We start from the raw sequence: 21,809 nt of genomic DNA on the forward strand, positions 1-21,809 counted from the left end.
CACAACAGCAGGCTTGTTTTGTCTTGCCGCTGGCCGGCAATCAGATCGCTGCGGTTCTGGCCTGCAGCCACGCAAGTGCGGCGCCTGATACCCGCGGCGCAAGCCGGCGATACACCTCTTCATGATAGGCATTCAACCAAGACAGTTCCTGCTCGCTCAGCAACGGCCTTTCAATGCAACGTGTATCGATCGGGCATAGCGTCAGCGCTTCAAACTTAAGATAATTACCAAATTCTGACTGTCCCGCCGGCACTGCACAGATCAGGTTTTCAATACGAATACCCCACTGACCCGGACGATACAGGCCGGGTTCATCCGAAGTAATCATGCCAGCTTTCATCTCGGTGTCAGGAAAACGGTAGGCGCGATGCGAAATCATTTGCGGGCCTTCATGCACATTCAGAAAATACCCGACCCCATGCCCGGTCCCGTGACCGAAATCCAGCAACTGGGCCCACAAAGGTGCACGCGCCAGCGTATCGAGCAAAGGAGCAGGATAGTCTTCCGGAAAAACGGCTGCTGCCAGCCCGATCATACCCTTGAGCACCAGCGTAAAATCGCGGCGATGATGAGCGCCAATATTACCGACGGGCACCACCCGCGTGATATCGGTGGTCCCGTTCAGGTACTGCCCGCCTGAATCGATCAACAACAGGCCATCGCCTTCAATGACGGAATACGACTCGGGCGTTGCCATGTAATGCGGCATGGCGCCGTTGGCATTGAAACCGGCGATGGTGGAAAAGCTGGGCGACACAAAATGAGGCTGGCGAGCACGGGCCGCGGTGATCTGTTCATCAATCGTCAACTCGGTCACTGGCTCGCCGTTTTCCATGGCCGCCTCGAACCAGGCGAAAAATTCACACAGTGCCGCGCCATCCTGTTCCATGGCCTGCCTGACGTTCGCAATTTCGGCCTGATTTTTAACGGACTTGAAGCGTTGCGAGGGATTGAGTTTTTCGATCAATGATACCGAACGGGCATGGGCAAGCAGCCCCACCGTTGTACGGGCCGGATCAACCAGTAGTGCCTCGTGAGGTAGTGCCGTTAATGCGCCTTGAATATCCTCATACCCTTCTACAGTGACGCCATCGGCTGCGAGTCGGGCGATCAGTTCGGGTTCCATTTTTGTCTTGTCGACGAAAAGAACAGCACTGTCTGGTCCGATCAACAAATGCGACAGGAAGACTGGGTTGTAGGAAACGTCGGAACCACGCAGATTCAATACCCAGGCTATATCATCCAGCGCGCTGATCAAATGCCATTGCGCGCCGGCCTGGGCCATGGCCTGGCGCACCGCCTGCAAATTCTGCTGGCGGCTGCGTGTGGCAAAGGGCGCACTATGTTCAACAACAGGTGCTGCCGGCAAGCCCGGCCTGTCAGGCCAGATTGCCGCCAGCAAATCGCTATCGGTTTTCAATATGCTGTCGCTGCGTGTCAGTGCCTGACGCAATTCCTGCGCCGCTTTCAGGCTGAGCACATGACAGTCCACGCCAACAACCTGCCTGTTTGCAAGGCGCGCCTCCAACCACGCATTGACACTGGGCACATCAGCCTGGCCCTGTTTCATCAGCGTCATGCCACTATCGCATAGCTGTTTTTCCGCCTGCTCCCAATAGCGGGAGTCCACCCAGAGCCCGGCAAAATCGCTGGTGACAACGATGGTGCCGACAGAACCGGTGAAGCCGCTGAGCCAGCGTCGTCCCTGCCAGTACTCCGGAAGATATTCCGACTGGTGGGGATCTGCCGACAGAATAAGGTAGGCATCAATATGCTGGGCGGCCATCGCGATACGCAATTGCTGCAGGCGTTCAGAAGCGGTTGACATAGTAAACAGAAACTCCGGGAAACAATCATCTATGCATCACCGCAACAGGCATCACAGTGGTGCGCAAACATTTACAATACACCATCACCGCAAAAAAAACATGCGGTCGGCCCAGATACATTCCAACACGTTGCCCTATGACTACCTTCTCTGCTTTGATTCGTGGCGCCGCCATCAGCGGTTTTATCGGCGTGGCCGCCGGTGCTTTCGGTGCCCATGGCCTGAAAAACCACGTGGATCCGATGCTGCTGCCCATCTGGCACACCGCCGTGCTCTACCAACTCATCCATACGCTGGCACTGTTGATGCTGGTGGGCCTGGCTGCTCATGTGAACCGGCATGCGCTGCGCTGGACCAGCCGCCTATTTGCAGCGGGTATTTTGATATTCAGCGGCAGTCTGTATATTCTGGTATTGAGCAATGTGAAATGGCTGGGCGCCATCACCCCGATTGGCGGCCTGTGTTTTCTGGCAGGTTGGCTATGCCTGGCGTTATCGGCTGGCAAAACAGACAGCAAATAACCGTCCTGGCTTATATCAGGGACCAAGCGGCTGATCGGGTCAGCACCATGGGCCCGAATATGATCATGTCCGGGCCGTATCAGGCGTAGCCCGCCACCAGCCAGCACAGCCGCGACCAACAGTTCTGATTGTCTGGTGCGGCCGTTACCAGATGCGGCCCGTTCTGCCGGAATTAACCAGGCACGACCCTGTGCGCCGGGCTTCTTAAAGCCAATGCAGCAATGCCGGTTGCGACAAGATTGGCGATGGTGCTGGTCAAAATAGGTACGGTATAGCTGTTGCTTGCATCGAAGATAAAGCCGGCCGCAGCAGGACCAATGAGCGTGCCAATCGCAACGCTGGTATAAAGAATGCCGATAATGCTGCCCACATGACGTCCGCCAAAGTGATCCATGACAACCGCAGGCAATATTGCCACCCATCCCCCGTAAAAGATACCGAATATCAATGCGAAAGCGGCAAGCGACCAAAAGCTTGTCGCAATAGCCCAGATCGCAAGCGCCAATGCCATGCCTGCAAACATCATCAGAAGAAAAACCTGTCGACCGATCCGATCCGCAAGACCGGCCAGAAAGAACCGGCCGAGCGTGCTGCCAACCCCAATAGCGCCAAGAAGCAATACAGCGGCAGAATGATCAATACCATGATCCAGGGCATATGGGACCAGGTGAACAAACGGGACGAATACACCAAATGAACAGATCAGGCATGCGAAATATAGTCCAATGAATTGCCGCGACCGTATCGCCTGCCCTGCCGAAACGCCAGCGACAATGGCCACGGGATGACCGCTTGTCAGTGCCGCCCCATCGGGTCCGGTTCCCTTGCTGCGAGGATCATTGACAATGAAACACGCCATCCCGATGCCTATCGAAGTGACGATCGCGGCAAGCACCAAATAAGCGCCGCGCCATCCCAGAATATCGATCAGCCAGGATGCAAGCGGCGGCATCACCAGTGTCCCCACGCCAATACCACTGACCGCAATGCCTGAAGCAAAACCGCGACGCTTCAGAAACCAGCGCTGCACGGCGCCGATGACTGGCACATAAGCGCATCCGACACCCAGACCGATACCCAGCCCATACGCCAGATAAACCTCGACAATGGTGCGCGCAACGCTGGCCAGCGCCAGCCCTGCACCCACCAACAACATGCCAAGTATGGCCAGGCTGCGTGCGCCCCAGCGGTCTGCGAGCGGTCCACTGACAACACCCAGGGTAAAGTAGAGAAACCCGGCCAGCGAAAAGACAAGTGAGACAGCGCCACGGGACGCACCAAAATCATGCTGTAATGACGGCACAAATGCACTGAACGTATAGGCGCTGCCAAAACCAACAAGGGTGACTGCAAACGCAGCAGCGACAACCACCCAGCCGTAAAACCACTGACATTTCATCGTTTTCTGATTCATCTTATGCCACCGGATGTCGATGATGCCAGTCTGTGATGCTTTGAAACGCCGCAGCAGCACGAACCAGAATGGTTTCCTCCAGATGTCCGGCAACCAGCTGAATGCCTATCGGCATGCCCGACTGCGTAAAACCCGCAGGCATGGTCAGCGTCGGATGACCGGACATATCGAACGGACAGGTGTAGCGCTGTAGCATCGCGACCAGGCCGGGTTGTTCGCCCAGAGCGTTGATCTGGGCAAGCGTCAAGGGTGCGAACGGTTGGACTGGCGTCAGAAGTACATCGATCGAGTCAAACAGATGCGTGACACGGCCACGAAATGCCATCCGCCTGAGCAAGATTTGCTGATACTCTGATGCCGACAGTGCAAGCCCGGCTTCAATGACCGAGGCCAGAATACTGCCATACGCTTGCTTGCGTGCCGAGTACATTGCTTTGTGCGCAACGGCGGCCTCGATCGCACAATTGGGCACCCAGTCAGCAACAATCTGCGCGACATCAGGAAAGCGGATTGGGATAATGTGTGCGCCCAGTTCTGCAAATATCTGGGTTGCCTCGGCAAGCGCAGACTGAGTAACGGCGTCGACGCCCTCTCTGTTCCAGGCACTATCAACACCAAGGCGCAGGCCGCGCAGGTCGCCGCCGGTAGCGACAAGATAATCGGGCACCGGCGCGAGCAGGGCCGTTGGGTCCTTGGGATCGCTACCGGCAATCACTCCAAGCAATATACCGGCATCCACCGCGCTGCGCGCCATCGTCCCTACGTGGTCCAGCGAAGCTGCCAATTCAATCACGCCGTGACGACTGACCCGGCCCCAGGTTGGTTTCAGGCCAGTCACGCCGTTAGCCGCAGCGGGCCAGCGAATAGAGCCGCCGGTGTCTGATGCGAGTGAGCCGTATCCCAGGCCGGCCGCTATTGCCACACCGGAGCCGCTGGAGGAAATGCCGGGCCAATAACGGGCATTCCACGGGTTTCGCGGTGGCGTGATCGATGGATGATGGTCCGAATACGCGCCTTCAGTCAGTTGCGATTTACCCAGCAGAACCGCGCCGGCTTCTTTCAAACGCTGCACCACCGTCGCGTCTTCGGCAGCCACCGGATACATGCCGGCCTTCATCCCCGCCCCCGTAGGAAAGCCCTGAATCTGGCAAAGGTCCTTAACTACGATCGGCACCCCATGCAGCGGCCCGCGAACATGTCCTGCCGAAATCTCTGCGTCGGCCGCCGCTGCCTGCTCCAGGGCAGTCTCCGCCATGACCAGCGCATAGCTGCATAACTGGCCGTCGAGCCGGGCAATGCGGTCCAACAGCAATTGCGTTACTTCTCGCGAACAGACCTCCCGGTTGCGGATGAGCGTTGCAGTTTGCTCTAGTCCTAAATAATGCACAGCGGTCGTTTTGGCGGTCAATTCACTTCCCCAAGGAGATATTAAAAAGTAGTTTAGTTTTTAAATATAAAAAAACATGCCAGGACAATCATCTGTCGATGCTATTTATTGCTAATATACTCGTTAGTTGCCGCCACAAACAAACCATATTATTTATCAATTTACTTTAGATAATCTAAAATGAATTATCGCCAACTTCCACCCTTGAATGCCCTGCGTGCGTTCGAATGTGCTGCGCGCCATCTGTCGGTAAAGATTGCAGCCGAAGAGCTGTGCGTCACATCGGGCGCGGTCAGTCAAATGATCAAGCTGCTGGAAGAACATCTGGGCGTAAAGCTTTTTAAGCGGATGAACCGGCGCATTCTACTGACCCAGGCCGGACAAGACTATCTGCCGGTCATCCGCAATGCTTTTCGTCAGATTGCCGAAGCATCAAGACACGCCACCATGTCCGCAAGCGCCGGCATCCTGACGTTGAGCGTTACGCCGTTTTTTGCCTCGGCCTGGTTGATTCCACGACTCAATTCATTTGGCCAGGCTCACCCCGATATCGATCTTCAGGTGCTCACTGGCAACGCACTTGTGGATTTTTCCCATGACAATGTTGATATCGCGGTGCGCCACGGTGTCGGACGATACCCTGGCTTACGAAGCCACCATCTTGTCTCGGTCCAAATGGTGCCGGTTGCCGCTCCGTCCTTGGTGGCACGGCTCGATATGCCAGCGTCGGCCGCCGACCTGCTGGCATGGCCCAAGATAAACGACGCCGATCGTCAGGGCTGGCGTCTGTGGTTTCAGGTCCAAGGGGTTGAACATATCGAGCCGGCACGAGGCACCGCGGTTGACAATACAGGCCTGCTGCTCAACGCAGTTATCGCAGGTCACGGAGCCGGCTTGCTTCCTGCCGCGATGGTAGCGCCTGACGTTGAACAGGGCCGGCTTGTCCAGTTGGCAAGGCCGACGCATATGGAAACGTTTGCCTATTATCTGGTCTATCCGCAAATGCATGACGACAATCCTAAAATAGCTGCATTCAGGGACTGGATTCTGGGTGAAGCGTTAACTTAACCTGATGATCAGGTTTGCATAAAAAAAGCGCCGGCGAATGCGTCGATGGCGATACGGCTAGCCAGTTTCGCGACACGGCTGAACCAGCCCGGCGCAAGGGCGCGCGCTATGCGGCATGAGGCGCACAGTCCACGCCCAGAATGCCAGAGCCACCCCACTCATGCCTGCTCCCAACAGACATACGCCCTGCCAGCCGAACGCCGCATAGGCGGCGGTCGAGGCAATGGCGCCCAGACCGCTGCCGACTGAATAAAAAAGCATATAACACCCTACCAGGCGGCTATGCGCCTGCACTTGTGTGTTGAAAAGCATGCTTTGGTTCGTCACATGAATGGCCTGTCCACCCAGATCCAAGGCAATGATGCCAAGTATCAGCCACCAAAGGGAGTGTGATACCAACGACAGCGGCAACCACGACACGAGTAGCAGCATCAGCGCCAGACCACTGGTCCTTTGACCAAACCCCTGGTCCGCCCAGTGTCCTGCGCGTGCGGCGCCTAAGGCACCCACTACGCCCACCAGCCCGAATGCGCCGATAGCGGTATGCGACAAGGAGTATGGTGGCGCACTTAAGGGCAGGACCAGTGCACTCCAGAAGACGCTGAAAGCGGCAAACATCAGTAATGCGATCACCCCGCGAATCTGCAGCACCCGCTCCTGGCGCAACAGCGTAATCATCGATAGCATCAGTTGCCCATAGGACAGCCGCCGCGCAGGTGCCGCTTGCACCGGCAGCGCTCGCAGCAGCATCAGTCCCAGCACAAGCATCAGCAGGGCCGAAACAAAATACACCCCGCGCCAACTTGCAAGATCAGCGACCACCCCGGCCAGCACCCGTGCCGACAGCAACCCGATGACCACGCCGCTCTGGGTGGCACCGACCACGCGGCCCCGCTCCGCTGGCGCTGCTGCCGTGGCGGCGTAAGCGATCAATCCTTGCGTCATCGCCGTGCCCAGCAAACCGACCATCAACATGCCAAACATCAATGCCGCGGAAGATCTTGCCAGGCTAACACCAAGCAGCGCGGCAAACAGCGCTACCAACTGGATCAGCACCAGACGGCGCCGATCTATTTGATCGCCCAAAGGCACCAACAGCAATAAAGCCAGCGCACAACCGATCTGAGTAAACGTGATAACGCCGCCGACAGCCGCATGACTAATGGAGAAGTCGGCTGCCAATGCGTCCAGTAGCGGCTGGGCGTAATAGACGTTAGCCACACTCAGGCCACTGGCGCCAGCAAACAGGACGACCAGCGCACGCGGCATTCGGCGCGCCTGCTGGTAGCCGTTTACCTCTTGATCAGCATGCATAAACTTTCCTCAATCAATCTGGTTTCAAATAAAGACCAGTTTGATTGTAGAGCAACTAGTATTAAAATAATACTGATTTTATTTTTTCCCGACAATTCAGGTGACAGATAAGGAGTCAGCATGACCCGGCATCAAGAAAAACAGGACGATACCTGCCCTGTGGCACGTTCAGTCAATCTGGTTGGCGACCGCTGGTCATTGCTATTGGTGCGGGACGCCTTCGATGGCACGCGCCGATTCAGCGATTTTCAACGCGGTCTGGGGATTGCTCGCAGTATTCTGGCCGATCGCCTGCGCAATCTGGTCGAAGCCGGCATTTTTGAGGTGCGACCGGCATCCGATGGCACCGCCTATCAGGAATACGTTCTCACTCCCAAGGGCGAGATGCTTTTTCCGGTCGTGGTGGCACTTCGACAGTGGGGAGAACGGCACTTGTTTGCACCCGAAGAGGCGCATTCACAACTTATCGATATTGAGTCGGAGAAGCCATTGCGTTTGATGCAACCCGTCACTCAGGATGATCACATCGTCCCTGCAAGTGCAACGCGTGTCATCAAGGTTGCGCGATGAGCGTCACTCAGCGGTAATACGTAGCGGAGAATACGCAGCATTTCGGCAATGGTGGACGAGCCCGAGCCAGGGGCTGTCATTTTTGTTCTGGCATGGCATACGTCTTAGCCATAAGCGCGCCCGGACGCGTGTCATGTTTTTTTTCAGCAAACAAAAAGCGCCACGCATTGAAGACACAGGCACGTGCGATAAGGCAGTGAATGAGTAGACAGTGCGTGGCGCTTGTTCGACAGACTGAAGCTGATCAGGCCAATGCAGAAATATCCAGTTTTGCCTTGGTTTTTTCCTGTACTTCTTCGATGGTAACGTCAGGGGCAAGCTCGGTAACCTTCAAGCCATTTTCCGTTACTTCCATGACGCACAGATCGGTAATGATCACATCGACAACACCCACACCCGTCAATGGCAGGTTGCATTCGGGTAACAGTTTGATGTCGGTCGTGCCGTCTTTTTTACGGGCGATATGTTCCATCAGCACAATGACACGGCCCACGCCGGCCACCAGATCCATCGCGCCGCCCATACCCTTGACCATCTTGCCAGGAATCATCCAGTTAGCCAGATCGCCCTTTTCGGATACTTGCATGGCACCCAGTATGGCCAGATTTATTTTGCCGCCGCGAATCATGGCAAATGAATCGGCGGACGAGAAAATGGACGAACCGGGCAGCGTTGTAACGGTCTGCTTGCCGGCATTGATCATGTCAGGATCAATTTCCTCTTCTGTAGGAAAAGGGCCGATACCGAGCAGGCCATTTTCCGATTGCAACCACACTTCCACACCTGGCGGTACGTGGTTGGCCACCAGTGTAGGCAAGCCAATACCCAGATTCACATAGAATCCATCCTGCAGTTCTTTTGCTGCACGCGCAGCCATTTGATCGCGATTCCAAGCCATGTTTATTCTCCTTTGGACGGACGTGTGGTGCGTTGTTCAATCCGTTTCTCAGGATTTTCGTTCAAGACGATGCGCTGCACGTAAATGCCGGGAAGATGAATCTGATCAGGGTCCAGTTCGCCCACTTCAACGATTTTTTCCACTTCGGCCACGGTGATTTTGCCGGCCATCGCAACGTTGGGATTGAAGTTGCGCGCTGTCTTGCGGAAAATCAGATTACCACTGCGATCTGCAATATAGGCCTTGACCAGTGACACGTCGGGCGCAAGCGAACGCTCCATTACATACTCGTTCCCGTCGAATTCGCGAATTTCCTTGCCATCGGCGACAATGGTGCCCACCCCGGTGCGCGTAAAGAAAGCCGGTATACCCGCGCCCCCGGCGCGCAGTTTTTCTGCCAGCGTTCCCTGGGGCGTGAATTCCAGCTCCAGCTCTCCATTCAGATACTGCCGCTCGAACTCCTTATTCTCACCCACATAGGATGCGATCATTTTCCTGACCTGTCGCGTATTGAGCAACTGACCAAGCCCGAACCCGTCAACGCCGGCATTATTGCTCACACACGTCAGGTCTTTGACGCCGGAATCTCGTAGGGCAGCAATCAACGCCTCGGGAATGCCACACAGACCAAACCCCCCAACGCCGATCATCTGCCCGTCGGCTACGATGCCTTCGAGTGCCAGATTGGCATTTGCAAATACCTTATCCATTTACTCTTCCTTTACTGATAATGAAATATGAACGACAAGCTGGTTCGCCTTTCGGCTTATCCACCAGCTTGTGATGGGGCTGCCGCAAATTGCTTTTGCAACTGCTCAAGCAGCGCTGCCGGCCATGGGCTTGACTTTCCCGACGCCAGATCACTGAGAACCACAATAGCGCGCGAACGTGCATAGACGGTGTCGGGCTCGCCTTGCTTGCGTATAAGAATATTGCAATCAAGGCTGGAGCGACCAATTCTGACAAGGCGGTGCACAATTTCGATATTGCCCGGCCAGCTCATGGGTTTGAGAAAATCACATTCCGCACGCGCCAGCACCACGCCGATGCCAGGGGCAAACAGATGGCGCAACGGACCGAAAATCTGCATGCGGGCCTCTTCAATGGCACGAAAATACACGGTATTGTTCACGTGTTGCAACATATCCATGTCGGCCCAGCGCAGGGCAAACACATGGCAGTGTTCGCCTTGCATGGAGCCGTCCTGCGAGGGCGCCGGCAATACACTATCGGGCATTAACGATCTCCTTTAATGACCTTGTTTTCACTGGAGATACTGTAGCAGATTTCTGTTACACCCACCCGGCACTGGCCGGCCTTATTGGTACTTGTCCTAGGTACGGCGGCGCGACTTGAATATCAGTTCAATACTGCTCTTTTTTCGCATCGCAGCATGAAGAGTCAAGTCCGGGCCGGCTGATCCGGGGCCGTTCATCCAGCCACTGGCTCCGGCCGCACCCCTACCTGCACCTTTACCCGCACTCCTACGCCCTTGCCCTGACCCCCTCTGTCAAACAACAGATCTCCCAGGGCAGTTCTGGAGCACGCGCTGCCGACGGCCGATTATTGCCCCGATCTACGATCACCTGACGTCTGTTCCGCCAGTCAGATCATTCTGCAGTTTCAGCGCAGTTAACAACGACTTCAGCCATAAAGAACTGCAATTGCGCCCTCATTGCAATACAATCGACATTAAATACAGAATTACACTATCTCAGGAGTTAGCGCGAATGTCAGAACGCGAATCAATGGAATATGACGTTGTCATCGTCGGAGGTGGGCCGGCCGGTCTGGCTGCGGCGATCAAATTCAAACAACTCTGTCAGGAAAAAGGACAGGATTACTCAGTCTGTGTACTTGAAAAAGGCGGCGAAATTGGCGCGCACATTCTTTCAGGTGCGGTCATGGATCCGCAGGCGCTGACCGAACTCATTCCCGACTGGAAAGAAAAAGGGGCGCCGCTGGGCGTCGAGGTAACTGAAGACCAGTTTTTGTTCCTGAACGAAACCGGACAAAAAGCCACACCAAAGTGGGCGCTGCCACCCTGTTTTCATAATGAAGGCAACTATATTGTACGCCTGGGCTATGTAACGCGCTGGCTCGGCGAACAGGCCGAAGCGCTGGGCGTTGACATCTTCCCCGGCTTTGCGGCCACCGAACTGCTGTACAACGAGGCCGGCGGTATTCGCGGCGTAGCTACCGGCGATATGGGCCTGGACCGTGACGGTAACCAGACCGCGCATTATCAGCCTGGCATGGAACTGCACGCCAAATATACCTTGTTTGCCGAAGGCTCACGCGGCCAGTTGGGACGTCAGCTGATCGAGAAATTCAAGCTTGACCAGGGCCGTGACCCGCAAAGCTATGGTATTGGCATCAAGGAAATGTGGGAAATTGATCCGGCAAAATTCAAAAAAGGCCTGGTGGTGCACACCGCTGGCTGGCCTCTGGATTCCGATACCTACGGCGGTTCTTTCCTGTATCACCTGGAAGACAATCTTGTCATGGTCGGGATGGTGGTTGGCCTGGACTACGCCAACCCCTGGCTGTCGCCCTTTGACGAATTCCAGCGTTATAAAACCCATCCAAGTATCCGGCCGTATTTTGAAAACGGCAAGCGCATCGCTTATGGCGCTCGTGCCATTACCGCCGGCGGTCTACTGTCACTGCCTAAACTGGTGTTCCCGGGCGGCGCGCTTATCGGCTGCGAAGCCGGTTTTCTGAATGCCAGCCGCATCAAGGGCAGCCATGCCGCCATCAAGACTGGATCGCTGGCAGCCGAGGCGGCCTTCGAGGCACTCACCGCAGAACGCAGCCAGGACATCCTGTCGGCTTACCCCATTGCCTTTGAACAGAGCTGGTTGTATGAAGAGCTGAACAAGGCTCGCAACTTCAAGCAGTGGTTCAAAAAAGGACGGCTGATCGCCACCCTCATGACCGGTATCGAGCAACTGATCTTCAAGGGCAAAATGCCGTGGACGATTCATCGCACCAAAGCCGATCACGAATGCCTTAAACCGGCTGCCGAGTGCGCAAAGATAGACTATCCCAAACCGGATGGAAAGCTTACCTTTGATCGGTTGACTTCGGTGTTTATTTCGAACACCAACCATGAAGAAAATGAGCCGGTGCACCTGACACTGAAAGATGCCTCGATTCCGGTTGACACCAATCTGCGCGTCTATGCCGGTCCCGAGCAGCGCTACTGCCCGGCCGGCGTCTATGAGTTCGTCAAGGATGACCAGGACCAGGATCGCCTGCAAATCAATGCGCAAAACTGTGTACACTGCAAGACCTGTGATATCAAGGACCCCACGCAGAACATCGTGTGGGTTGCACCTCAGGGCGGAGAAGGTCCCGTATATAACGGTCTGTAATTTGCGCTCTGTCTGACCAACCTGACAAGTACACTTCGACCATTGCAAATCTGTAGACCAGCTCAAAAAAACCTGCCAGCGCAGTGAACACTGCTGGCAGGTTTTTTTTGCCTGAGTGCTGTGCTGGCGGCCGATAATAAAGAACACAACAACCGCAAAGAACGAACACCAGCAATGAGATACAACACGATTTTTGCGCGCCGATACCCTATCGCTGCATGCCAATAGCCAGAAGCCCGGCTGACGCGCACAAAAAAGGCTGAAACCCGTGCTCACGAATTTCAGCCCTGTTCATTGCCGGCATTTATTGAACGTGACTCAAGCCAGGCTCCATGCGGTCAAAGACTTCGACCGGTTCAGACGGACTCGGTCAACTGCTCAAGAATAGCCGGGTTTTCAAGCGTGGAGACATCCTGCGTGACCTCTTCACCCTTGGCCACCACACGCAGCAAACGGCGCATGATTTTACCTGAACGTGTTTTGGGAAGATTATCACCAAAACGGATGTCCTTGGGCTTGGCAATCGGGCCAATTTCTTTGGCAACCCAGTCCCGCAGCTGTTTGGCGATCTCTTTGGCTTCGTCGCCATGAGGACGCTCGCGCTTGAGCACCACAAAGGCGACCACGGCTTCACCGGTTGTGGCGTCAGGCCGGCCTACGACAGCCGCTTCGGCAACCAGTTCGTGCGATACCAATGCCGACTCCACTTCCATGGTGCCCAGGCGGTGACCAGAGACGTTCAGCACATCATCAATGCGCCCCATAATCCAGAAATAGCCGTCCACATCACGTTGTGCGCCGTCACCAGCCAGATAGTATCCTCGGAATTCCGGCGGGAAATAACTGTTCTTATAACGTTCCTGATCACCCCACACGTTCCGGATCATGGCGGGCCACGGCTTTTTGATGACCAGGAAACCGCCCTTGCCGTCCGGCACGTCTTCACCGGTTTCATCGACGATGGCAGCAAAGATGCCAGGTAGCGGTAATGTGCACGACCCGGGCTTGAGCGGCGTCGCCCCGGGCAATGGCGTAATCATCTGGCCACCGGTCTCTGTTTGCCACCAGGTATCAACAATGGGGCAGCGCTCTTTACCCACATTTTTATAATACCAAACCCAGGCTTCGGGATTGATGGGTTCGCCCACAGAACCGATGATACGCAGGCTGGATAAATCGAAGCTATCCGGATGCACCTTGGCGTCCGCCTCGGCAGCCTTGATCAGCGAACGGATTGCGGTAGGCGCCGTGTAAAAGGTGGTAACCTTGTGACGAGCAATCATGTCCCAGAAGCGGCCGGCATTCGGGTACGTTGGCACGCCTTCGAATACCACCTGGGTCAGGCCAGCAGCCAGCGGACCATAAGTGACATACGTGTGGCCAGTGATCCAGCCGACGTCGGCAGTGCACCAGAAAACGTCGCCCGGCTTCTGATCGAATGTCCACTTTACGGTAAGCTGCGCCCATAGCAGATAGCCAGCGCAGGAGTGTTGCACGCCTTTTGGTTTGCCGGTGGAGCCCGATGTATAGAGAATGAATAGCGGGTCTTCAGAATTCATGGCGACCGGCTCGCAGACATCAGACTGCTTGTCTTCAAAGTCACTCCACCAAATGTCGCGGCCTTCAGTCCAGCCGGTTTCGGCGCCGGTGCGGCGATAGACGATGACCGAGCGCACCTTCTCGGTATTGCTCTGCGCCAGCGCTTCATCAACGGCAGGCTTCAGCGCCAGTGCCTTGCCTCCGCGATATTGGCCATCTGCGGTAATGACCAGTGATGCGCCAACATCGACAATCCGTTCATGCAGGCTCTTGGCCGAGAATCCGCCAAACACCACGGAGTGAATGATGCCAAGACGCGCACAAGCCTGCATGGCCACGACAGCTTCAATGGACATGGGCAGATAGATAATGGCGGTGTCGCCCTTCTTGTACCCTGCCTGCTTGAGCCCGTTGGCAAAGCGACTGACCCGGGCCAGCAATTCGTTAAAGGTGACCGGCGTGACCGCCCCATCGTCCGCTTCGAAAATGATGGCAGTCTGATCACCACGCCCTTCGACTACATGCTTATCCAGGCAGTTATACGAAACATTCAGTTCGCCATCGGCGAACCACTTGTAAAACGGCGCCCCTGAAGTATCCAGAACCTGAGTGAACGGCCTGATCCAGCGAAGATTTTCGTTTGCCTGACGCTTCCAGAATCCCTCGAAGTCATCTTCAGCTTCCTTATAGAGTGCTTTATAAGCATCCATACCCGATACCACAGCATTCCGGACAAAATCGTCATTGGGCGGAAATACGCGATTTTCGACGAGTACGGACTCAATTGAAGTGGACATATAAGCGGTCTCCTGTACGTATAGTGTGAAATAGTTAAGGCTGATATTTAGTTAAGGCTGATATTTCGTGCTGGCCTGACCACGCAGTGCGCGTCAGCCGTGTTCTATATATATTAGCCGAGATTAAATCAAAAGGTAATCCGCAACAACCTGTATAGAACACGACGCAGGCCCGCTGCCAAATCCCGACACGATCTGCTGCCTGGCTGGAGCACAGCAACCCAGGCATTTGCCGATAGGCGTGCCTGGTCGGCGTATCCGACAATATGGGCGGGCAATCTGGATGAACAACAGGCTCGTATGGCAGGCAAGGCGTTTGGCTGGTGCCGACTGCACCCCGGCATAGCCGCAAAAACTGAGGCACCCTCGGGTGGTGATCAAACACCCGCGCCGGTCGAACCTGACCCTCCGATTCGTGCTGTCTGAAGATATAACGAATCCATTTAACTTCATTTGACTCAAATCACATTGCCCGTCAATAAAATTAAATAATATTAAACTTCGCTTTATCTACGCATGACAACAAGATCGCATGACTTCATTGCGATGACAACCCAATTTTTGGCGGGCTCGCCTGGCCATTTGTTCTATCCGCACCAATAAGTCACAATTGAATTTTATTTTTACATTTACCGCGCGCAACACTGACATAACACTGAACTGAAATAATCACGTAAGTTGACGTAAGAAGCGGCCAAATTCATCCAACTTCCCGCATCTCCGAGATCGATTTGATTTGAACAATCAAATGGTCAATATCTGCCCAACAATGTAAATTTTTCTTAATTTCTTTCTAGAAAATCTTTATAAATCAGTTGTGACTGCATTGATTTTTATGTAAAATTTGCCCAGCTTTTGGAAAAGCTAGTTCGGACACCCTATAATTTACGATATGTAACGACTATGCCCCCACATACCCTTGTCAGTTTCGGCAATTTCCGTATCCGTATTCGACGGTCATTGCTCTCCCTCCTCTGCATTTCCCTCAGTAGTTTCACTTTCTCCCAAGTCGCCATTGCCGACGACCTCGATCAGGAACAATCCCAGAAGCTCATCATCACCCAAAATGGCGTGGTCGATGCAACGACTGATAAACCTGTATCAGAATGGGATCCCCGAATTTCAGACCCTATCGGTGATTTGATCGCCCAGGCCAAGGTACGTCGCAACAACAAGGACGCAGCCATCGATTCGCCGGTGTCGGCCTCCAGCGAACTGGCTGAAGCCGCACTGAATTATCTCGGCGTACGCTATCGTTTTGGCGGCACCACACCCAAAGCCGGCTTTGACTGCTCAGGTCTGATTTACTATACCGCCAGCAAATACATGGGCGTCAACCTGCCGCGCGTGGCTGCGTCCATGGCGAAAATAGGCGAATCTGTCAGCCGTGACGAACTCAAACCTGGCGATCTGGTCTTTTTCAATACCCGGGGCAAACGTTACTCGCATGTCGGTATATATGTGGGCGAGAACAAATTTGTTCATTCGCCACGTACTGGCTCTGTCGTTCGCGTAGACAAGATGGACAATGTTTACTGGAACAAACGTTATAACGGCGCACGCCGTCTTGAAGGACAGCGCGTCGCTTCTCGCTGACCTGCAACCCGGGCATTCAACCGCCTGCAGCAAGTATCGGCCGCAGGCGACTGAGCAATGACACGGTCAAATGAGTACGATAAAAAGCCGGACGTTTTCTATGGAGAACGCCCGGCTTTTTTCATTTTCAGTGTATTGAACTTGGACTATCGGCTATCTGTTGACCATCGCTTAGCTGTTGATTATTGGTTAGCCGATGACCATCGACTGCATCGACCATCAGGTACCTTTACCCGGAGAATCGACAACGTACGCAGCAACCCTATCTTTTGCGATGCGTGTATAACCCAATAAAGCGTGCCCGATAAAAAACAAGGCCTCGCATAAAAGGCCTGGTACAACGCGTAGGCCCAACGATATGAGACTTAACGCTGCATCACACTCAAGTTGCAATGGCGCCCACACCGGCTTGAGCATTAACCACTACTGTCCGCAAAGACAGGATGGATGCCAATAGCCGGGCTTGCCGTTGAGCAACACGGCAAGCCCACACAGGCCACTCATGCCTTGATACCTCAAGACGACCCGGAGCCAGCCGGGAGCAAAACTAGTTGCCCTTGCCTGCCTGTTCGCGTTGTGGACAATCGGCACAACGAAAACCCGATTGCGTCAAAGCCTGTTGCATGCTGCATAGCGAGCGACGACAAGCGACAACTGGCACACCTGCCTTTTGCGCCGCAGACCGAAATGACTTCATGACGTTGTGACCAAGAAAGTCGGTCAGCAAAATAACCATTTGCGTTCCGGTGGGCAATTGATAGGTTTTCTTCTGATGGGACGGATCGCGCCCGCTGATGTGCTGCTTGATTTCAATATTATGATCTTTTAGAAGCACCGGGATATTGCCCAGACGATCTGCGCCAACCACTACTGCACTCATGTTTCCAATCATAGTCTTCTCCAAAGAAACTGAATTTATTATAAATGAGAATCATTATTATTAGCAATGTTATTTTTCATAAATTTATCGCAGATCAATGGAACGGCCTGGGAGCCCCTTCACAATGCATTCTTTAGCGACGCGTTTTATTCTGCTTTCCCGGTATGCAGGCAAGTGGCCTCATTCGCAGGCCTCGCTAACGGCCTAGACAGCCAACGCACTCAACGCCATTGACACCCTGCCTTGTCGGCACGGCGTTGACGCTGTTGCACCCTCGCACGCGCTAGGGTTAATCCTCAATAGATATTTACAATGAAGAGGCATAAAATTAAAACACTTGTTTAAATCAAATGTTTAATTATGGCCACCAGTCGCAGCGAAGTAACCCGCAAATCGATTCTGAATGCAGCCGAAACCCTGTTTGTGAAGGCAGGCTACGATGCAACGTCATTGCGCCAGATTACATCGGCTGCCAGTGTCAATCTTGCGTCCATCAACTACCATTTCGGCAGCAAGGAAGAGCTGGTACGGGCTGTGCTAAAACGGCGCCTTGAATGGATCAATCGCGAACGCATCCGCTTGCTCGATGAACTTGAAAAAGCCGCCGCGCCCAATTCGGTCAAACCGTCCCTGCTGGTCGATGCGTTCTTCGGCACCCTGCTGCGCCATGCGTCCGATCCGGAACATGATGCAAACATTTTCATGCGCCTGCTTGAGCGCACCATGACCGACCCTTCCAATTTCATCAAGACCCTGTTTGCCCAGGAATACATTGAAGTGGTGTCCCGATACAAAGCGGCGTTTGTGCGCGCCATGCCCGATGTACCCGAGGCAGAGATCATCTGGCGATTCCATTTCATGCTTGGTGCAACCTCCTACGCGATTGCCGGCATCAATATTCTGCAAGGTGTTCTACCGGATATGACGTCGTCGATGGTTGACGAAAATGTGTACGACGAACAGCTCCTGCCCCGATTAATGAGTTTTCTTTTAGGAGGACTGCGTGCCCCTCTTCCAACAAATTAAAGCGTTTCGCAAACGTCACATCAGCCGCCCCCTGCTGAGCAAATTCAAGAAGGTGCTGCCATCCATGTCGGACACCGAAAGGGATGCCATCGAAGCCGGCACCGTGTGGTGGGATGCGCAGCTGTTCAGCGGCAAGCCCGACTGGACCATGTGGCAACAGTTTCCGAAACCAACACTGACTGCAGCCGAACAATCATTCCTGGACAATGAAGTTGTCCAGGCGTGCTCATTGGTCGATGACTGGAAAATCACAACCGAAGATTTTGACCTGCCGGCCCAGGCCTGGCATTACATCAAATCCAAGCGCTTCCTGGGCATGATCATCCCCGAGCAATATGGGGGCCTGGGCTTTTCCGCCTTTGCCCATTCTGAAGTGATGACACGGCTATCGACGCGCAACTCGGCGCTGGCCGTTTCTGTCATGGTCCCAAACTCGCTGGGCCCCGGCGAACTGCTGGTGCACTATGGGACCGAAGAACAGAAAAATCACTACCTACCCCGCCTTGCGCGAGGTGAAGACATTCCCGCCTTCGCGCTGACCAGCCCCTGGGCCGGTTCCGATGCCGCAGCCATTCCCGATAGCGGTGTCGTGTGCATGGGCGAATGGAATGGCCAGCAGGTGCTCGGCATGTCCGTATCGTGGAACAAGCGCTACATCACGCTGGCGCCGGTCTGCACCTTGCTGGGTCTGGCATTTCGCCTGTTCGATCCCGACGGCCTGCTCGGGAACAAAAAAGATATCGGTATTACCTGCGCGTTGGTGCCGCATGATCACCCCGGCGTACAGATCGGGCGTCGTCACTTTCCGTTGAATGCCATGTTCATGAATGGCCCGACCGAAGGTAAGAATGTCTTCATGCCGCTGGATTTCATCATTGGCGGCCCGCAAATGGCCGGCCAAGGCTGGCGCATGCTGATGGAATGCCTGGCCGCCGGACGCTCGATTTCACTGCCCTCTTCCAACGTCGGTATGTCACAGATGACCGTTCGCGCCGTCGGCGCTTATTCACGCATACGCAAGCAGTTCAATCTGTCCATCGGTAAATTCGAAGGCATCGAAGAAGTGCTGGCGCGCATGGGTGCCTATACCTATATGACCAACGCCGTCAGGGTCATGACTGCCGGCGCGGTGGATCTGGGCGAAAAACCCTCAGTGGTTTCATCCATTGCCAAATACCATGTGACCGAGCGCGCCCGCGTCATCGTCAATGACGGCATGGACATCATCGGCGGCAAGGGTATTTGTCTTGGCCCATCGAATTTTCTGGGCCGTGCCTATCAACAGATCCCGGTCGGCATCACTGTGGAAGGCGCCAACATTCTCACACGCAGCCTGATTATTTTCGGACAGGGGGCCATTCGCTGCCACCCGTACGTTCTCAAGGAAATGGCAGCCGTGCAGGAAACGGATCCGAAGATCGCGCTCGACAAGTTCGACGATGCCCTGTTCGGTCATATTGGCTTTGCTTGCAAAAACGGCTTGCGCTCGCTCTTGAGCGGGCTGTTCGGCTCGGCTGTGCTGGGCGTCAAGGCCGGCACAGCACTACCGATGCGCCCCTATTACGGCCAGATCACCCGCCTGTCGTCTGCGTTGGCACTCAGCGCCGACGTTGCCATGCTGGTACTGGGTGGCAGTTTGAAAAAGCGCGAAAAAATTTCTGCGCGCCTGGGCGATGTGCTGTCCCAGCTTTATCTGGCTTGCGCCGCCTTGAAGCAATTCGAAGACCATGGCGCGCAAGCCGACGAGGCCGCTTTTGTACACTGGTCGGTTCAGGATGCGCTGGAAAAGGCGCAAACGGCATTGCTCAATGTGTATCGTAATTTTCCTAATCGCTGGATCGGTGCAACGCTGCGCCTGATCGTCTTTCCATGGGGTGGCGTATTCCGACGGCCCAATGACCGGCTTGATCGCGCCATTTGCGAGCAACTGATGCAACCGGGCGCCGCCAGGGATCGCCTGACGGCAAATTGCTATATACCGGACAGCGACCAGGACCCGATTGGCGTCATTGAAAAGGCCCTGCTGGCCACCATACGCGCCGAACCGGTAGATGCGAAAATCCGCGACGCTGAAAAACGCGGCGTGTTCGACGGTCATCCGGCCGGCAACGTGCGGGACATCACTGAACTGGCGTATCAATTGAACCAGGTCAGCGACGAAGAATATGCCTTGTTGCGCGAACGCGACCGACTGCGAGACAAGGTTATTCACGTCGATGATTTCCCGTTTGATCTGGGTCTGGCAAAAATGCAGGCCGCATCCGGTTCTTCAACATCAAACACCACCAAGGAATCCTGACCATGACATTCAAACCTGTTTATGTCGTCGATGGTGCCAGAACACCCTTTCTGAAAGTGCGCAGCGGCCCCGGGCCCTTTTCTGCAAGCGATCTGGCCGTGCAGGCGAGCCGCGCCCTGCTGCTGCGCCAGCCCGTCGACGCAACCGCTTTGTCAGAAGTCATTGTAGGCTGCGCAGCCCCAACGCCCGATGAGACCAATATCGGCCGCGTGGTCGGCCTGCGAGTGGGCACCGGGCATCACGTGCCGGCCTGGACCGTCATGCGCAACTGCGCCTCCGGCATGCAAGCGCTCGATTCAGCCTGCGCCAATATTCAAACGGGCCGTTCCGATCTGGTACTCGCCTGCGGCACCGACGCATTGTCACGCGCCCCCTTGCTGTTTTCCGATGCGATGGTCAGCTGGCTGGCCAAGTGGAATAGTGCAAAATCCACCGGCCAGAAACTGGGCCTGTTGCGTCAGTTCAGACTGAGCAATCTGGCCCCCGTCATCGGCCTGCTCAAGGGCCTGACAGATCCGGTTATTGGCATTTCCATGGGACAGACCGCTGAAAACCTGGCCTGGGAATTTGGCATTACACGCCATGAAATGGATGCGTTCAGTGTCCGCAGCCACGAACGCGCCCTCTCGGGCCAGAACCGTCATGCGTTCGCGGAAATTACCGCAATCATCGACGCCAAAGGCAATGCCTATACCGAAGACGACGGTATCCGCCGCGACTCTACCATAGACAAACTGGGTACGCTCAAACCGGTATTTGATAAACCCAGCGGCAACGTGACGGCGGGCAACAGCTCCCAGGTAACTGATGGCGCCGCCGCACTACTGCTGGCTTCTGAAGAAGCGGTAAACAAATGGAATCTGCAACCGCTGGGCCGTATCGTAGACGCCCAGTGGGCTGCTCTTGACCCGGCACAAATGGGTCTGGGTCCGGTCCACGCCAGTGTGCCTATCCTGCAGCGCCATAACCTTGGTTTGAACGACCTGGATCTGTGGGAAATCAACGAAGCCTTTGCCGCGCAGGTGCTGGGCTGCGTCCGTGCCTTTGAAAGCGAAAGATATTGCCAGACCCATTTTGGCGTCCCGGCGCTGGGCACGCTTGATCAGGACAAATTGAATGTTGATGGCGGCGCCATTGCATTAGGTCATCCGGTCGGCGCCTCGGGGGCTCGCATCGTATTGCATCTGCTACAGGCGCTGCGCGCACGCAATCTCAAGCGCGGCATGGCGTCTATTTGCATCGGTGGCGGCCAGGGTGGCGCCATGCTCGTCGAAACCATGCAGTAAGGATCAATC

At 55.0% G+C, this 21,809-nt stretch carries 17 protein-coding genes; 8 read left to right on the plus strand and 9 right to left on the minus strand.

The features are described from left to right. Positions 1-40 precede the first annotated feature (40 nt). Positions 41-1,828 carry an aminopeptidase P family protein gene (locus INT32_RS02300; protein WP_193087093.1) on the minus strand — a complete coding sequence of 596 codons (1,788 nt, stop codon included), beginning with the start codon at positions 1,826-1,828 and terminating at the stop codon, positions 41-43. A gap of 137 nt (positions 1,829-1,965) precedes the next feature. On the opposite strand from INT32_RS02300, the gene INT32_RS02305 reads away from it, so the two are divergent. Beyond that, a complete protein-coding gene (locus tag INT32_RS02305) occupies positions 1,966-2,349 on the plus strand; it encodes a DUF423 domain-containing protein (protein WP_193087094.1) in 384 nt (127 codons plus the stop codon). A gap of 172 nt (positions 2,350-2,521) precedes the next feature. Here the strand turns inward: INT32_RS02305 and INT32_RS02310 are convergent, their stop codons facing one another. Both INT32_RS02310 and INT32_RS02315 read right to left on the minus strand, forming a co-directional pair. Next, on the minus strand, positions 2,522-3,763 hold the full coding sequence (locus INT32_RS02310) for an MFS transporter (RefSeq protein ID WP_193087095.1): 1,242 nt from the start codon (positions 3,761-3,763) through the stop codon (positions 2,522-2,524). A 1-nt stretch (position 3,764) separates the two neighbouring features. Continuing rightward, on the minus strand, positions 3,765-5,171 hold the full coding sequence (locus INT32_RS02315; protein WP_193087096.1) for an amidase: 1,407 nt from the start codon (positions 5,169-5,171) through the stop codon (positions 3,765-3,767). Between the two features lie 159 nt (positions 5,172-5,330). Between INT32_RS02315 and gcvA the strand changes: the two genes are divergently transcribed. Further along, positions 5,331-6,218: a transcriptional regulator GcvA gene (gene gcvA / locus INT32_RS02320; RefSeq protein ID WP_193087097.1), complete on the plus strand. Its 888-nt coding sequence runs from the start codon at positions 5,331-5,333 to the stop codon at positions 6,216-6,218. Between the two features lie 57 nt (positions 6,219-6,275). Here gcvA and INT32_RS02325 read toward each other — a convergent pair whose 3' ends face one another. Further along, positions 6,276-7,532, minus strand: coding sequence for an MFS transporter (locus INT32_RS02325; protein ID WP_226816380.1), 1,257 nt, complete (start codon positions 7,530-7,532; stop codon positions 6,276-6,278). A 120-nt stretch (positions 7,533-7,652) separates the two neighbouring features. On the opposite strand from INT32_RS02325, the gene INT32_RS02330 reads away from it, so the two are divergent. Beyond that, positions 7,653-8,102, plus strand: a complete 450-nt coding sequence (locus INT32_RS02330; protein WP_193087098.1) for a helix-turn-helix domain-containing protein — start codon at positions 7,653-7,655, stop codon at positions 8,100-8,102. Positions 8,103-8,346: 244 nt separating this feature from the next. On the opposite strand, the gene INT32_RS02335 is transcribed toward INT32_RS02330, so the two are convergent. The 3 genes from INT32_RS02335 to INT32_RS02345 are packed head-to-tail and all read right to left on the minus strand — an operon-like array spanning position 8,347 to position 10,237. After that, the gene (locus INT32_RS02335) at positions 8,347-9,000 is read right to left on the minus strand and encodes a CoA transferase subunit B (RefSeq protein WP_193087099.1); all 654 of its coding nucleotides are present in this window, start codon (positions 8,998-9,000) and stop codon (positions 8,347-8,349) included. Between the two features lie 2 nt (positions 9,001-9,002). Then, positions 9,003-9,710 (minus strand): CoA transferase subunit A, encoded by a 708-nt coding sequence (locus INT32_RS02340; protein ID WP_193087100.1) that lies wholly within the window; start codon positions 9,708-9,710, stop codon positions 9,003-9,005. Between the two features lie 56 nt (positions 9,711-9,766). After that, positions 9,767-10,237 carry a thioesterase family protein gene (locus tag INT32_RS02345; protein WP_193087101.1) on the minus strand — a complete coding sequence of 157 codons (471 nt, stop codon included), beginning with the start codon at positions 10,235-10,237 and terminating at the stop codon, positions 9,767-9,769. A 493-nt stretch (positions 10,238-10,730) separates the two neighbouring features. Here INT32_RS02345 and INT32_RS02350 point away from each other — a divergent pair, with 493 nt between their 5' ends. After that, positions 10,731-12,377 carry an electron transfer flavoprotein-ubiquinone oxidoreductase gene (locus INT32_RS02350; RefSeq protein WP_193087102.1) on the plus strand — a complete coding sequence of 549 codons (1,647 nt, stop codon included), beginning with the start codon at positions 10,731-10,733 and terminating at the stop codon, positions 12,375-12,377. A gap of 356 nt (positions 12,378-12,733) precedes the next feature. Here the strand turns inward: INT32_RS02350 and acs are convergent, their stop codons facing one another. Continuing rightward, positions 12,734-14,713, minus strand: coding sequence for an acetate--CoA ligase (gene acs, locus INT32_RS02355; RefSeq protein ID WP_193087103.1), 1,980 nt, complete (start codon positions 14,711-14,713; stop codon positions 12,734-12,736). A 903-nt stretch (positions 14,714-15,616) separates the two neighbouring features. Here acs and INT32_RS02360 point away from each other — a divergent pair. Continuing rightward, positions 15,617-16,309, plus strand: coding sequence for a C40 family peptidase (locus INT32_RS02360; protein WP_193087104.1), 693 nt, complete (start codon positions 15,617-15,619; stop codon positions 16,307-16,309). A gap of 547 nt (positions 16,310-16,856) precedes the next feature. On the opposite strand, the gene INT32_RS02365 is transcribed toward INT32_RS02360, so the two are convergent. Beyond that, entirely contained in the window at positions 16,857-17,201 is a 345-nt protein-coding gene (locus INT32_RS02365; RefSeq protein ID WP_193087105.1) for a DUF2325 domain-containing protein, read from the minus strand. Positions 17,202-17,549: 348 nt separating this feature from the next. Here INT32_RS02365 and INT32_RS02370 point away from each other — a divergent pair, with 348 nt between their 5' ends. Genes INT32_RS02370 through INT32_RS02380 form a run of 3 tightly spaced genes read left to right on the plus strand, consistent with a single transcriptional unit; the run spans position 17,550 to position 21,800 of the window. Continuing rightward, positions 17,550-18,215, plus strand: coding sequence for a TetR/AcrR family transcriptional regulator (locus INT32_RS02370; protein WP_193087106.1), 666 nt, complete (start codon positions 17,550-17,552; stop codon positions 18,213-18,215). After that, complete coding sequence (locus INT32_RS02375) at positions 18,193-20,514, plus strand: acyl-CoA dehydrogenase (protein ID WP_193087107.1); 2,322 nt, start codon at positions 18,193-18,195, stop codon at positions 20,512-20,514. The genes INT32_RS02370 and INT32_RS02375 overlap by 23 nt, the downstream gene beginning before the upstream one ends. A gap of 2 nt (positions 20,515-20,516) precedes the next feature. Continuing rightward, positions 20,517-21,800 (plus strand): acetyl-CoA C-acetyltransferase, encoded by a 1,284-nt coding sequence (locus INT32_RS02380; protein WP_193087108.1) that lies wholly within the window; start codon positions 20,517-20,519, stop codon positions 21,798-21,800. The last annotated feature ends 9 nt before the right edge of the window (positions 21,801-21,809 follow it).

It is taken from the genome of Advenella sp. FME57, from assembly GCF_014897675.1.
Classification (GTDB): domain Bacteria; phylum Pseudomonadota; class Gammaproteobacteria; order Burkholderiales; family Burkholderiaceae_B; genus Advenella.

Bases quoted from the DNA above. Each gene is read 5' to 3' on its own strand.
- INT32_RS02300 (WP_193087093.1), bottom strand. From the start codon at position 1,828: ATGTCAACCGCTTCTGAACGCCTGCAGCAATTGCGTATCGCGATGGCC.
- INT32_RS02305 (WP_193087094.1), top strand. From the start codon at position 1,966: ATGACTACCTTCTCTGCTTTGATTCGTGGCGCCGCCATCAGCGGTTTT.
- INT32_RS02310 (WP_193087095.1), bottom strand. From the start codon at position 3,763: ATGAATCAGAAAACGATGAAATGTCAGTGGTTTTACGGCTGGGTGGTT.
- gcvA (WP_193087097.1), top strand. From the start codon at position 5,331: ATGAATTATCGCCAACTTCCACCCTTGAATGCCCTGCGTGCGTTCGAA.
- INT32_RS02325 (WP_226816380.1), bottom strand. From the start codon at position 7,532: ATGCATGCTGATCAAGAGGTAAACGGCTACCAGCAGGCGCGCCGAATG.
- INT32_RS02330 (WP_193087098.1), top strand. From the start codon at position 7,653: ATGACCCGGCATCAAGAAAAACAGGACGATACCTGCCCTGTGGCACGT.
- INT32_RS02335 (WP_193087099.1), bottom strand. From the start codon at position 9,000: ATGGCTTGGAATCGCGATCAAATGGCTGCGCGTGCAGCAAAAGAACTG.
- INT32_RS02340 (WP_193087100.1), bottom strand. From the start codon at position 9,710: ATGGATAAGGTATTTGCAAATGCCAATCTGGCACTCGAAGGCATCGTA.
- INT32_RS02345 (WP_193087101.1), bottom strand. From the start codon at position 10,237: ATGCCCGATAGTGTATTGCCGGCGCCCTCGCAGGACGGCTCCATGCAA.
- INT32_RS02350 (WP_193087102.1), top strand. From the start codon at position 10,731: ATGTCAGAACGCGAATCAATGGAATATGACGTTGTCATCGTCGGAGGT.
- acs (WP_193087103.1), bottom strand. From the start codon at position 14,713: ATGTCCACTTCAATTGAGTCCGTACTCGTCGAAAATCGCGTATTTCCG.
- INT32_RS02360 (WP_193087104.1), top strand. From the start codon at position 15,617: ATGCCCCCACATACCCTTGTCAGTTTCGGCAATTTCCGTATCCGTATT.
- INT32_RS02365 (WP_193087105.1), bottom strand. From the start codon at position 17,201: ATGATTGGAAACATGAGTGCAGTAGTGGTTGGCGCAGATCGTCTGGGC.
- INT32_RS02370 (WP_193087106.1), top strand. From the start codon at position 17,550: ATGGCCACCAGTCGCAGCGAAGTAACCCGCAAATCGATTCTGAATGCA.
- INT32_RS02380 (WP_193087108.1), top strand. From the start codon at position 20,517: ATGACATTCAAACCTGTTTATGTCGTCGATGGTGCCAGAACACCCTTT.